Annotated in this window: 12 protein-coding genes and 2 pseudogenes; 11 read left to right on the top strand and 3 right to left on the bottom strand. The window is 33.2% G+C overall.

Annotation, left to right across the window (positions count from 1 at the left end; genetic code table 11):
• Positions 1–153 precede the first annotated feature (153 nt).
• The 3 genes and pseudogenes from HMPREF3031_RS09140 to HMPREF3031_RS09150 all read right to left on the bottom strand — a co-directional run.
• Positions 154–2,325 (bottom strand): hypothetical protein, encoded by a 2,172-nt coding sequence (locus tag HMPREF3031_RS09140; protein WP_002481896.1) that lies wholly within the window; start codon positions 2,323–2,325, stop codon positions 154–156.
• The gene (locus HMPREF3031_RS09145; RefSeq protein WP_373364844.1) at positions 2,318–3,160 is read right to left on the bottom strand and encodes a DUF1672 family protein; all 843 of its coding nucleotides are present in this window, start codon (positions 3,158–3,160) and stop codon (positions 2,318–2,320) included. Before HMPREF3031_RS09145 ends, HMPREF3031_RS09140 begins: the two co-directional genes overlap by 8 nt.
• A 114-nt stretch (positions 3,161–3,274) precedes the next feature.
• Positions 3,275–3,587 (bottom strand): annotated as a pseudogene (locus tag HMPREF3031_RS09150) (CHAP domain-containing protein); the annotation flags it as partial.
• A gap of 669 nt (positions 3,588–4,256) precedes the next feature.
• On the opposite strand from HMPREF3031_RS09150, the gene HMPREF3031_RS13885 reads away from it, so the two are divergent.
• From HMPREF3031_RS13885 to veg, 11 genes and pseudogenes are all read left to right on the top strand, one after another.
• Positions 4,257–4,580, top strand: a complete 324-nt coding sequence (locus HMPREF3031_RS13885) for a DUF5079 family protein (protein WP_369122619.1) — start codon at positions 4,257–4,259, stop codon at positions 4,578–4,580.
• Between the two features lie 476 nt (positions 4,581–5,056).
• A pseudogene (locus HMPREF3031_RS13820) lies at positions 5,057–5,272 on the top strand (hypothetical protein); the annotation flags it as partial.
• Between the two features lie 482 nt (positions 5,273–5,754).
• Positions 5,755–6,447 carry a DUF5079 family protein gene (locus HMPREF3031_RS09160; RefSeq protein ID WP_081600409.1) on the top strand — a complete coding sequence of 231 codons (693 nt, stop codon included), beginning with the start codon at positions 5,755–5,757 and terminating at the stop codon, positions 6,445–6,447.
• Between the two features lie 305 nt (positions 6,448–6,752).
• The gene (locus tag HMPREF3031_RS09165; protein ID WP_002481902.1) at positions 6,753–7,352 is read left to right on the top strand and encodes a DUF5080 family protein; all 600 of its coding nucleotides are present in this window, start codon (positions 6,753–6,755) and stop codon (positions 7,350–7,352) included.
• Between the two features lie 60 nt (positions 7,353–7,412).
• Positions 7,413–7,748 carry a hypothetical protein gene (locus HMPREF3031_RS09170; RefSeq protein WP_002481903.1) on the top strand — a complete coding sequence of 112 codons (336 nt, stop codon included), beginning with the start codon at positions 7,413–7,415 and terminating at the stop codon, positions 7,746–7,748.
• 102 nt (positions 7,749–7,850) lie between these two features.
• A complete protein-coding gene (locus HMPREF3031_RS09175; protein WP_002481904.1) occupies positions 7,851–8,069 on the top strand; it encodes a hypothetical protein in 219 nt (72 codons plus the stop codon).
• A 408-nt stretch (positions 8,070–8,477) separates the two neighbouring features.
• Positions 8,478–10,511: a methionine--tRNA ligase gene (metG, locus tag HMPREF3031_RS09180; protein WP_257243559.1), complete on the top strand. Its 2,034-nt coding sequence runs from the start codon at positions 8,478–8,480 to the stop codon at positions 10,509–10,511.
• Between the two features lie 164 nt (positions 10,512–10,675).
• Complete coding sequence (locus HMPREF3031_RS09185; protein WP_002481906.1) at positions 10,676–11,449, top strand: TatD family hydrolase; 774 nt, start codon at positions 10,676–10,678, stop codon at positions 11,447–11,449.
• A gap of 530 nt (positions 11,450–11,979) precedes the next feature.
• The gene (gene rnmV, locus HMPREF3031_RS09190; RefSeq protein WP_057510605.1) at positions 11,980–12,531 is read left to right on the top strand and encodes a ribonuclease M5; all 552 of its coding nucleotides are present in this window, start codon (positions 11,980–11,982) and stop codon (positions 12,529–12,531) included.
• A 3-nt stretch (positions 12,532–12,534) separates the two neighbouring features.
• Positions 12,535–13,422, top strand: coding sequence for a 16S rRNA (adenine(1518)-N(6)/adenine(1519)-N(6))-dimethyltransferase RsmA (rsmA, locus tag HMPREF3031_RS09195; protein ID WP_037556669.1), 888 nt, complete (start codon positions 12,535–12,537; stop codon positions 13,420–13,422).
• A gap of 99 nt (positions 13,423–13,521) precedes the next feature.
• Positions 13,522–13,785: a biofilm formation stimulator Veg gene (veg, locus tag HMPREF3031_RS09200; RefSeq protein ID WP_002481909.1), complete on the top strand. Its 264-nt coding sequence runs from the start codon at positions 13,522–13,524 to the stop codon at positions 13,783–13,785.
• Positions 13,786–13,891: the final 106 nt, after the last annotated feature.

Genomic DNA, 13,891 nt, shown 5'->3' on the forward strand with positions numbered 1-13,891 from the left:
AACCTTGGCCTTTATATTCATTAACAGGCATAGTGTCAGTAGCTTTGTTTGTGAAAGAATTATTCAAATTGTTGCATCCACTGAATATAAAAACAAAAATAATGGTAATAAAAAATAGTTTCTTCATAGGTGACCTCTTATGATATTGATGAATTAATATAATGATAGCTTTTTAAGTTCTTTATTAATCAGCTTCATATTCTTTTGAATCGTGTTAGCTGAAGTATCTAAAGCACGAATAGCAGCACCTTCATTTTCTTTTAATCCATTCACTACGACTTCTAATTGTTGTGTCATTTGATCTAATCGTGCTTGAGCTTGTTTATTAAGTATAAACATATCATCATAATGAGATGGCTCAAAAATCATCTGTACAATGAAGGGTTTCATATTAATTAAAATATCACTTAAATGATTATTGAGTATAGGTGAAATTTCTTTACCATCATTTAAAACTGTTTCTAGGCTACGCAAGTAATGCCTAGCATTTTCGGATTTTTGACGAATGTTGCCTAATGAAATATGAGAAGTTTTGCTTAAAATTTCAGTTGTTGGATTGTTTAACATGGTATCTAATATATCTAAATCAGAAGCGATGCTCGATAAATTAAAACTTAATGTTTCAAGTAAAACACTGATAATTTTACCGTGTTCGTTATATAATTTTTGAATATATTTAGCTAAATCTTTGATGCTAGTATCTATATGACTTTTAAGTATAGACATATTCTTAAGCATATAGGGGGAAGGTTCAATGAATTGAGTTACCATATGTTCACCAACATTAGGTATAGAGAAATCTCCTTCCATGACAGTCAAATCTTTTTGTAACATTGCGCTATGGCAATCATTGATTTGTTGACCAAAAATATCGTTTTGTTGTTTGATTTTTGAAATGCCTTCTTTGGTAAGTTTTAAATGCTTCATTGTTTCTTCAGGTATGCCATCTTGCATATCATGCTCAATATTTTTAAAGAGCTCACTAATCTTTCTTTCTGTTTGATCATAAATCTCTTCAATAAATTTTTCGACTTGGGATTTTAGCAATTTAGCATTTGTTAGAAAAAGCGTAACAGATTTAAATGTGGGCATAATCAAAGAGGCTAAAATTATAGAATTTATTGTGTCCATTAAATCATTTAAGCTACTTTCAACGTTACGACTACGTTCTTTATAGGATGTTGACCAGCCTTCAACTTCATTAAGCTTAATCGTTTTCTCAAAATGGTCCTTTAATTTATATTTACGTGTATCGAATTGACCATTTTCCTTTTCGGAGATATTGTAACTTTCATTTAAATAAGATACACATTCTTGTAGCATGGTACTCATTTCACCCGAAACCATTTGAGATAATTTATTTAGATTTTCAATATCCAGTTTAATCAGTCCGCTATTTCCAGAAACAGAAATCGCATCACCAGTCCATACATTCATAGGGATACGTTCGTCCATTTCAATCATAATATTGATTGTCAGAGGCACGTACATTCCATTTTTTAATACGACATCTTTTACTGATGTTACAGTATGAATTGGCATGTTTTTATAACCATTAGTCTTAGAATCGAATTTTCTTTTATAGCCTAAATGACTGTCGATTAGCCCTTTTAAAGTCGGTACCCCACTATCCACATTGACACGCTTTGATGGCACATGTTTTACAAAAGGATCTTGAATCCAAGACAAGATGTCATAATGACTATGGTATCTAATAATATTTTTATAGTAAGGTACATCTAAATAATCAAATGATGATAAGGGCAACATCGCACTATTTGTGATAGTTACTGGGATACTACGATGTTGAATACATTGATAGGCAGCTGAAGCGCCTCCTTGAGAATTGCCGCCAATACCAATTAATTGTTTATTTTCATATGTTGAAATAGGTATATAATACTTATGAAAAAATTCTTTTTCGTTTAGTAACTTAGCGTCTGCAATTTTCCTGTTATAATCTTTTATATAATCATTGGTTTGATTTAATAAAGGAGTTGTTTTGTTTTTGTTATTCGCCAGCTTGATGTTTTCTAACCAATCATCAGCTAAAAAAGCTCTTAAAGGGTTGATTGGGTTTAGTTTTTCAGTGTTATCTGTACCTTGAAAAGCAATGAATTGTTGGCCAGTTCCTTTGTCTTTATCTAATAATTCAAACGTAACCGCATCGAGGCTACCATTCTTATTTGAATAATTTTCGGAATGGTATGAATCTATGATTTTAAAATATTTTCCATTAACATTTATTCGAGTTTTATTATTCATATCTTGATATGCCCAATAGCTACTTAATTCAATTTTATCGCGTTCTGTAATTTCATTCATTATTTATACTCCATTCAACTCTATGATCATAATTTTGGTTATATCTTGCAGAGTTAGTATTGATTATTTGATCAGTAGCTAATATATTTACTTGAATTTCTTTAGGTATAGATTTCTCAATATCATTAGATATTTCTACTACTTTCTTTGACATAGATTTTCTATTATAGCTTTTATTACGAGAGAATAAGTTAGTGACGATTTCAAATTTAGGTTGATTATACAGTGATGTTTGAACGCTGTAATATTTATCTTTGAACGTTTTTCCATTCTCAGTAATCAAAGGATAAAGTTTTTCATGATACTCTTTTAATGTCATAGGATTTCCATTAATCCAAAAAAATTCGTTTTGATAACCTGAATTTTGAGTTTTATTTATAGCTTCTTTAGTAAACCCGTAATAACTGTATTTTTTTTGATTATCTTTGAAGTATTGATAAAGTTCATCGTATTCTTTCTTGTTGGCTTTGTAGTCAAAGCCGCTGACTACTTTTCCAATTTGAGTAGAAAGTTCGTCGCTTTCTCCATTAGCACGCATTGATCCTTTATGACCTAAAGAGTCTGATGTTAAAACAATACTAGAATTAAACACGATGTCATGATCATCACAATGGACAAATACTTCCACACCATCTCCGCTGCCGACCACATTAGTAGCTTTAACCTTCAAACCGAAATTATCTTGAAAGAATCTTTCTCCTAATTCTGCATATTCATTATAATGTTTCTTTGCTAATTCAATGACTTTCTTTTCAGCATGAGGTTGAAAACCTTGGCCTTTATATTCATTAACAGGCATAGTATCAGGAACTTTGTTTGTGAAAGAATTATTCAAATTGTGGCATCCTCCTAGTAATAAAGTGGAAATGATAATGGTGCTGCATATCTTTTTCATAGGTCACCTCATTAATTATTTTGGTTAAATATATTTTATTAATGTTGCTTATTATTAATGGATATAATTATAATTTCGTGCTTCTGAAGCAGAAATAGTACGTGTAGACACGATGTATGGTGCAATATAGTTCATTTCGGAAATAAACACACTACCATCCATATTGACGCGTTCTACATAAGCCACATGTCCCCAAACGCCTAGGGGTGTTTGGAAAACAGCACCTTTTTTAGGTTGATTATTAACTATAAAACCATCAGCTTGTGCTTGGCTTGCCCAGTTTTTAGCATCTCCCCAAAATGTGCTGATAGTATTACCATTTATTGCACGTTTATAAGGTATATTGCCTCGGCGTATATAAATTATTTGCTTGTTGGTTGGTATGAATGGTACTTGGTTCAGAATGTTGTGGTTATGATAGAACATTTTGACCATAACTGTATGTAAATGAGTCATCTCAAGTATTCACTTTAAAAGCTGCATTCGAATGCTTACTTATAGCTTCTTCTAGAGTTTCAAAAGATACAACATTACTTAAAGTTAATGAATTGGAAATGATTAGTGATAAAAAAGATAATGTTAATTTTGTGTTTTTCATTATTTATAAAGTCCTTTTCAAAGATATTAAAATAAAGAGAGTGAGATAAAACAAAGTGTAAAAAAACTGTAAACGCTCTATACAAAACATGTAAAGTTTTATATGATAATTTTAAAAATACTAATTAACAAATAAAGTGTAAATAGTATTTTCTAAAACTTAAGATAGCAAATAGGGTTATGAAGTGCAATGGCTTAAATAAAATAAGTTAAGAAGAGATAAGAGCTAAATCATAATCTTGTAGTAATAATTAGATGTACTTTACCAGACTTAACCCATGACAAGGTAAATTTTCAGCAAATAGGGGATGTCAGGTTTTCAAACATTTTGAAGAAATAAATTAAAGAGAGTTTAGTTATAACAACCAATAGTTTTGTTAAGAGTTTGGTAACCTATTTTAATGAAAGATGAGTTTATGCGAGAAGATATATATAGAAAATTAAGAATGCCAGTACCCAGGTGTTAAGTGTGTTCAGTATAGCGATGTTGTTGTTTAGTTGTGATCCTTTTTTCTTAGGGAAAGATCTTAGAGATACACCAAATTATTTAGTGATTTCATCAATTGTTGAAATTATAGTTATATTATTAGGTTTTGTTCCTTTATTCTTCAAAAAACATCCTGTTGACTATTCAACGTTTTTGAAAAGTCTAAGGATTTCGACAGGTATTACTATATGTTCGTACTATAATGTAATTTTTATTATTTATAATATATTCTTTATTGTTGGGAAATTAAATAATTATAAATTATTTGGTTGCTGAGTTGTAGGAATAACATTTATGTTAATAAGTTATATAGCTAATGTCTCTAGCATACTGTTGTTTTTTAGACATCCAGATCGCTACAAAGGTGAAACAAGAAGAGATAGAAATAATCAAAAAATAATTTGGGTTACATCAATCCAAATTATTTCATGGTGTGTATATATTCAAAAGATCATTGAGTTTTTAACTATTCCAAACGCGAAAGATAACAAATTCATAATAAACGCAACTAATTTTTTAATACTAATATCGAACGTTTTCACATTTGTGATTTTTTGGGGGTTGTGAATGCTAAGCTAGATTATGAAAAAGAACATAATATAAATAGTGAAATGAAAAATGATTGAGTTATTCCAACTAGATGTAACTGTTGTATATATTAACTATATTATATGAAATCTGTGCAAATTAGAATGAAAGAGGTGAGTGATTCGCAGATGATGTATAGACCTGTAGTTTGAAAAGAATATTTAGATTATAACGTGTTGGAACTGGGAAAATGCACGAAACACTTTGTAGAACTTATGATGAGTTATGGATTGAATAAGAAAGGATTATTAATTTTTGTGTACACACGGTTTATGAAAGATAACCGAGTGAATGTTACTTTAATGATGGCGACTTATACACAATTTGTGACCAGTGATGACTTAGAATTTAGAACGTTCTTTATATTGATCAGATGTTAGAAGGGCGATTAAAGATCAATCAATATGAAACTGAAGAAAAAGAAGTTTTAGCTGAAATTGAAGGTTTTGCGAAAAATATCAATTTCAACTTGTATCACCGTATTATCACGTTATTCACGAAATGGATGACATGAGTTAGGTTGATATCAAAGTAAAGGTAATGGAAATGTAGGAAAAAACATATGATATATTTATTGCTAATTTTAAAGGGTAATTCTCTTCTTGGGTTTGTAAAAATGATTTGCATAAGGCTAATAGAAAGTTTGAATCTATAAGAATATTTGAGATTGAACATAAATAGGTTGTTTATGATGAGAAAGATAAAAAATTGACATGATCGCTTCAGTTCAACGAAGACGTAGAACCCCTGCCCAAACTTATCGGCAGTATATTGGTTATGCCTTTTTCTTACATTCAAAGTTGGTAGTGCTTTGGCAGGTGGATTTGGCAAAAGCTTGGTAGCATATTTTAAATAAGGATGGATGGAAACGATGGAAGATTTGTATAGAAAATTAAGAACACCAGTTTCTCAAATTGTAGCTTTATTTGCTTTAGGATTTTTATTGTTTAGTTTTGTGCCGTATTTATATGGTGGTCCCAAAATTGCAGGATTACCTAATCATCTTAAAATTGTAACAGGAATAGAAATACTAATTTGTTTAATTAGCTTGTTGCCTATTTTTATAAAAAAGCAACCTAAAAATTATGAAAGCTTCCAAAAAAAATTAAGAATTAGTACAGGTGTATGTGTGTTATCATTTTATAATTTTACCTTTGTACTCTATAACGCATTTTATATAATTGCATCCCATCAAGGTTATAATTTGTATGGAATATGGATTATTGGTATATCTGCTATGGTATTAAGTTATTTTGCTCATATAGGGAGTATTTTACTTTTTTTGAGGCATCCTGATAAATACAAAGGAAAAACGAGAAAAGAAAGAAACAATAGAAAATTTATTTGGATAATCAGCGTGCAATTATTGTCATGGATAGTTTATGCTCAAAAAATAGTAGAGTTCATTTTGGTTCCAAATGTTTGGGATAATAGCTTTTTAATAAATGTTACTAACTTTACTATACTTTCTATTAATGCAACATGTATCATTATTTTTAATGAATATATCAAAGCGGAAATGGAGTACAGGAAAAAATATGATTTAAAAGAGTAATACCAATATATAATATAAAATATTAGTTGATTCATGTTCTAATGGTAAACAATCATTTTTAAATGTTTTATTTTTAAAACTTCATATTCTGATTTCGAAGAATTATAAACTGGCAGAAGTAAATTCTTTCTTCAAAAAATAAATTCTAAAATTAAGTCCCGCCAATAAAAAAAGAAGTAAAAGCATTATAGAATTAGATGTTCTAATCATGCCTAATTTGGCAAAGGTAGAATTTTCAGTTGAACCTGAGTATTGGCAAGGTGAGATGTTGAAAGTAAAGGTTATGGAAATGTAGGAGAAAACATATGACATATTTATTATTAATTTTAATGGCAGGTTTGTATTACGTGGTGTATATTACTTCGGTAATGTATGCGGAAGGAATTAAATTACTGCAATGGGTTGCCTATGGTATATCTGCGTTAATCTTTTTGATTACATTCTTCTTTGTAGATTCTAGTTTTAGTTCATTACAGAATTACATACTTGTGCTCATTATAAGTGTAGTGGTATACGGATGGTTGGCGATTAAATCGTTTTGGACACGTCCTTATAAAGTGAAGCTAAGAAGTTTGGATCCTCTCTCAGAACATTCAGTAACTAAGGAACAGTATGAAGACATTGAAAGTATTCAAATTAATCTTGCTTCATCTAAGTATAAAGGTATTATTTCAGCAATTATCTCTATTGTTTGTATGATTGCGATTAAATTAAAGTTAACACCTGTTTTAAAAGATGATTTAGCAGGCGGTATTTTCACAATAGGTCTTATCCTATTTTTAATGGTTATTATTTATTTGGTTATTGATATTGTATTAGCAGTTAGAAGAAGAAAATTTTCGTTTATCACACTCAGACCGTTAGGAACGTTGGTTTTGTTAATCTTCTATTCAATCATTATTTAACAATTTAAATCGAAGGAGTAAACTATGTAGAAAATTTGTTTGATGAGTTTATGCCTATTGATGGTTATCGTAATGGGTTGCGCGAAGGGGGATCCTCTTCCTGGTTCTGTAAAAAATGATTTGCATAAGGCTGATAGAAAGTTAGAAGCTGTAAAAATATTTGAAATTGATCATAAAAATGTTGTTTATGATAAGAAAGATAAAATATTGACTGTGCCGCTTCACTTCACCGAAGACGTAGACCTCCCGACTAAACTCATCGGCAGCATGTCATCCATGCCTTTCTCTGGAAATGATGACGTCGACCAAGTAGTAGTGAAGTATGAATTCAAAGATCAAAAACATGAGTTGCATTACAAAAAAGACGCACAAGGTTCACTGAAAAGAGTGAAATAACTGCTTCATAGGAACGGACACACGTGTGTATTCCTAAATGAGTAGATAGGTGTGTCCTGTTCCTAAAAAGCAGGAGAATAAACATATAAGGAGCGCAACAACATGGCAGAAAAAGTGAAAGAAGCAGGAAAAACATTAAAAGTTTGGGCTTGGGTTTTCATTGTCCTCTCATTAATTATGCCAATCTTTGGAGTTGGAAGTATTATTTGTAGTGCGAAATACAAAAAATACCAACAAGAACAAGGCGGAAAATTATTAAATATCGCAATCATCGTTACAGTGGTCAGTGTGACGTTTGCGATTATAAGATTATTTACTTAATTCCTCAGCAACAGAACGCTTTCTCGGGTTCTGTTGCTTTTATCAATACAAGGGGTTGATTAAGGAATAATAAATCAAATGAATACGTTCAGTGCAGATAATAGGTGATATAGTCAGCTTATTTCCCATTAATAATCATTAACCAAGAAAAAACTACATCAAATCGTTTTGGCTCATAAATAGACGTTTGTGAGTTTCTTTTTATTTTTATGTCAATTTTACATAATCAACATCGTCTCTATATGCACCGTTCATTAGAATTGTTACAATATATACATATGGAATCAAATCAGTCGAACTTATATGAAGAGTACAAGGACTTATTTTGCGTTAGAAGTCATGTTGAGTGTGTTTCTGAGACTGTCATGACGGGGACTCTGCATTGAAATCAATACTGAATTTAGATATATTAATTATGTAAGATACAAGGAGGAGCATGGAATGGCGAAAGATACATTTTATATAACAACACCTATTTATTACCCGAGTGGTAAATTACACATTGGGCATGCCTATTCAACTGTAGCAGGCGACGTCATTGCGCGCTACAAACGCATGCAAGGCTATGATGTACGTTATTTGACAGGTACAGACGAACATGGCCAAAAAATTCAAGAAAAGGCACATAAAGCTGGCCTTACAGAATTAGAATATCTAGATGACATGATTAAAGGTATTAAAGCGTTATGGGAAAAATTAGAGATTTCAAATGATGACTTTATCAGAACAACTGAAAAACGTCACAAAGAAGTTGTAGAGAAAGTCTTTGAACGTCTATTAGCACAAGGTGATATTTACCTTGGTGAATATGAAGGCTGGTATTCTGTACCGGATGAAACTTACTATACAGAATCTCAACTTGATGATCCAGAATACGATAATGATGGCAATATTATTGGTGGTAAAAGCCCAGATTCTGGACATGAAGTAGAATTAGTTAAAGAAGAAAGTTACTTCTTCAATATTTCTAAATATGCGGATCGCTTATTAGAATTCTATGATGCGAACCCTGAATTCATTCAACCTCCTTCTCGTAAGAACGAAATGATTAACAACTTTATTAAACCAGGATTAACAGACTTGGCTGTCTCACGTACGACATTTGATTGGGGCGTACAAGTACCGTCTAATCCTAAACACGTTGTTTACGTATGGATTGATGCGTTGGTGAACTATATTTCAGCTCTTGGTTATTTATCAGATGATGATAGCCTATTCCAAAAATATTGGCCGGCTGATTTACACTTAATGGCGAAAGAAATTGTGCGTTTCCACTCTATCGTGTGGCCGATTTTATTAATGGCGCTAGACTTACCGCTTCCAAAACGCGTTTTCGCACACGGTTGGATTTTAATGAGAGACGGTAAAATGAGTAAATCTAAAGGTAACGTCGTAGATCCGAACGTATTAATCGATCGTTATGGCTTAGATGCGACACGTTACTACTTAATGCGAGAATTACCATTTGGTTCTGACGGTGTCTTCACACCAGAAGCGTTCGTTGACCGTACAAACTTTGATTTAGCCAATGACTTAGGTAACTTAGTCAACCGTACGATTGCGATGATCAACAAATACTTCGGCGGCGAGTTGCCTGCGTATGAAGGACCAAAACATGACTTGGATGCTGAGATGGAACAATTCGCATTAGATACAGTCAAAGAATACCATCAAAATATGGAAAACTTACAGTTCTCTGTTGCACTTTCAACAGTATGGAAGTTCATCAGCCGTACGAATAAATATATTGATGAAACAACACCATGGATTTTAGCTAAAGATGACAGCCAAAGAGAAATGCTTGGCAACGTGATGGCACACTTAGTGGAAAATATCCGCTTCGCAGCTGTCTTATTACGCCCATTCTTAACACACGCACCACGTGAAATCTTTGCGCAATTACACATCAATAGTCCTGAACTATATGAACTAGACAGCTTAAATTCATATGGTGCATTAACTGAACCGATTACAGTAACTGAAAAACCTAAACCGATTTTCCCTCGTTTAGATACAGAAGCAGAAGTGGCATTTATTAAAGACTCAATGCAAGGTTCAGCACCACAAGCTGAAGAAGCAAAAGAAGAAACAAAAGAGGAAGCACAAGAAGACGCGAAACCTCAAATCACAATTAAAGATTTCGATAAAGTTGAAATCAAAGCTGCAACAGTAATGGATGCAGAAAATGTGAAGAAATCAGATAAACTCTTAAAAATTCAAGTAGATTTAGGCGAAGAACAACGCCAAATCGTTTCAGGTATCGCAAAATTCTATGAACCTGATGATATTATCGGTAAAAAAGTCGCAGTTGTGACGAACTTGAAACCAGCAAAATTAATGGGCCGTAAATCAGAAGGTATGATTCTATCAGCAGAAAAAGACGGTGTCTTAACACTGGTCAGCTTGCCGAATGCGATTCCTAACGGTGCAGTGATTAAATAATTAAACAATCAAGACAAGCGGCTTGCAGCGAATGCTGTTTGAGCCGCTTCTGTTTGAGCCGCTTCTTTGACGCTTACTCATAATTTCAAATGTTTCATAGAAAGAATGGGTATAATCATAGTGTATGAACACTGAGAAAAGCAGTAATGAAAGGAGTACACATCATGTTAATTGATACACATGTACATTTAAACGCAGAACAATATGATGAAGATTTACAAGAAGTCATCGACCGTGCAAGAGATGCAGGTGTCGATCGCATGTTTGTCGTTGGATTTGATACACCAACGATTGAACGTGCGATGGAACTTGTGGAACAATATGATTTCTTATATGCGATTATTGGTTGGCATCCAGTGGATGCGATTGATTACACAGAAGAACGTGAACAATGGATTGAAAAATTAGCCGAGCACCCTAAAGTGATCGGCATCGGTGAAATGGGCTTAGACTATCACTGGGATAAATCACCAAAAGATGTTCAAAAAGAAGTGTTCCGTAAACAAATCGCACTCGCAAAACGTGTGAACTTGCCGATTGTCATTCATAATCGTGAAGCGACACAAGATTGTGTGGATATTCTAATGGAGGAACACGCAGAAGAAGTCGGCGGTATTATGCATAGTTTCAGCGGTTCACCTGAAATCGCAGATGTCGTGATTAATAAACTCGGTTTCTATATTTCATTAGGCGGACCTGTCACATTCAAAAATGCGAAACAGCCTAAAGAAGTCGCAAAACATGTGCCATTAGATCGTCTATTAGTAGAAACAGATGCACCTTATTTATCACCGCACCCTTATAGAGGTAAACGTAACGAACCGATGCGCGTGACATTAGTTGCGGAACAAATCGCAGAATTACGCGGTATCAGTTACGAAGAAGTCGCAAAACAAACGACTGAAAATGCGGAAAGATTATTTAACTTAAATCAATAATATAAAGAGAAAGCGCCGTTCTACATCAGAAGGGCGCTTTCGTCATGTTTGAATGTATCATTTTTATGATATTAAAATCATATTTTTATATAAGAATATAAGCTCTGTTCATATTGTAACCTTTTCAAGCAAGTTGGATAGATGGTGGCTAATCCATTCAAAGGGCTGATGTCTATGATGCACAACTCCAGAGAGGATACACGATGAGTGATTATGAATGCTTATGGTCTTCTTGACGATGATAGGTTTAATCCTTGTGAGTAGTCAACAAAGGAAATAAAGGCATAAAAAATAACCATCCAACTTTGGTTGAATAGCTATAACATTCGCCATCTCTTTTTAACGGGCCCAGAGTGATAACATGTTAGCGCATGTTGTTTTCCATCTTAATGTAAATAATAAAGATTTCGGCTTTGGACGTCAAAATATATAATTAAACAAGATACGATATAACGTGACGATGTTTTATTTTTCATGCTGACAGATATGGTATAGTATTAAAGTTAACACTGTGAAAGGTGACGAAAGCGATGAAAATAAATGAGTTTATTGTGGTAGAAGGCCGCGATGATACAGAGCGTGTTAAACGTGCAGTAGAGTGCGATACGATAGAAACAAATGGCAGTGCCATTAATGCAGAAACGTTAGATGTGATTCGATATGCGCAAGAAACAAGAGGTGTAATTGTTTTAACAGACCCAGATTTCCCGGGTGATAAAATTCGAAATACGATTCGTGATCATGTACCAGGTGTGAAACATGCGTATATTGACCGTGAACAAGCGAAAAATAAACGTGGTAAAATCGGGGTAGAACATGCCTCATTTGAAGCCATCAGAGAAGCGTTAATGCATGTATCTTCGCCCTTTGAAGAAGGCATGGAATCTATCAGCAAAGCTGTTTTGATTGATTTAGGTTTAATTGTCGGGCCTGATGCGCGTCATAAACGAGAAGTATTAGGGCGTAAATTACATATTGGTCATTCCAACGGCAAACAACTTTTAAAGAAATTAAATGCGTTTGGTTATACAGAAGCAGATGTCAGAGCTGCTTTGAATGAAGATAAAGGAAGTGAAACGTAAGTGATGAAAAAAGATATAGCAACACCGACACGTACGCGTGCCTTGTTAGATAAATATCAATTCGATTTTAAGAAGAGTTTAGGTCAAAACTTCTTAATTGATGTGAATATTATTCATAAAATTATCGAAGCGAGCAACATTGACGAAACAACGGGTGTTATTGAAGTCGGTCCTGGTATGGGGTCTTTAACAGAACAATTAGCGAAACATGCGAAAAAAGTCGTAGCGTTTGAAATTGACCAACGCTTGATTCCTGTTTTAGATGATACTTTGTCAGATTATGACAATGTGACTGTGATTAATGAAGACATTTTAAAAGCAAATGTGGTAGAAGCAGTGCAAACACATTTTTCAGACTGCGATAAGATTATGGTCGTTGCGAACTTACCGTATTATATAACGACACCTATTTTATTGAACTTGATGTCTCAGTCTTTACCAATTGATGGCTATGTGGTGATGATGCAGAAAGAAGTTGGAGAACGTTTAAATGCGGCTGTCGGCACAAAAGCTTATGGTTCATTATCGATTGTGGCGCAGTATTATACTGAAACATCTAAAGTACTGACTGTGCCTAAAACAGTCTTTATGCCACCTCCGAATGTAGATTCGATTGTGGTTAAACTGATGAAACGTACTGAACCGATTGTCTCTGTAGACGATGAAGATCGCTTCTTTAAAATGACAAAAGCAGCATTCAGCCAACGTCGAAAAACAATCGCAAATAATTATCAAAGCTTATTTTTCGATGGTAAAAAACTGAAAGACAAGATTAAAACTTGGCTAGATGAGAGTGGAATTGATCCAAGACGTCGTGGAGAAACATTATCTATTAAAGAATTTGCGAATTTGTACACTAACTTGAAAAATTTCCCGGAATTAGAGTTTTAAAATATTGACATGCTGCCCGTCGATTGTTAAAATTTAAATTTTATTTGACTGAATCGCTATAAATGTGTTATAATACAATTTGTAGCGAGGTGGAGCAATATGCCAAAATCAATTTGGGAAATCAAAAATGCACTTGAGTGTCATTTAGGAAACCGTATTGTACTTAAAGCAAATGGTGGTCGTAAAAAAACAATCGAACGTTGCGGCGTGTTATCAGAAACATATCCAGCGGTATTCGTTGTTGAATTAGACCAAGATAAACACAACTTTGAACGTGTATCTTATACATACACTGATGTGTTGACAGAAAACGTCCAAGTTTCGTTTGTGGATGAAAATCACCAGGATGCAGTTGCACACTAGAATATCATAACATTGAAGCTATATGCTTCGTATAAAAAAAGAGGAATCCTGATTCAGGATTCCTCTTTTTATTGGCTCTATACTATTTAGGACTGGTGATAATCAC

Origin of the sequence: Staphylococcus sp. HMSC072B07, assembly GCF_001815505.1 — a bacterium.
In the GTDB taxonomy this organism is placed as follows: Bacteria; Bacillota; Bacilli; order Staphylococcales; family Staphylococcaceae; genus Staphylococcus; species Staphylococcus simulans.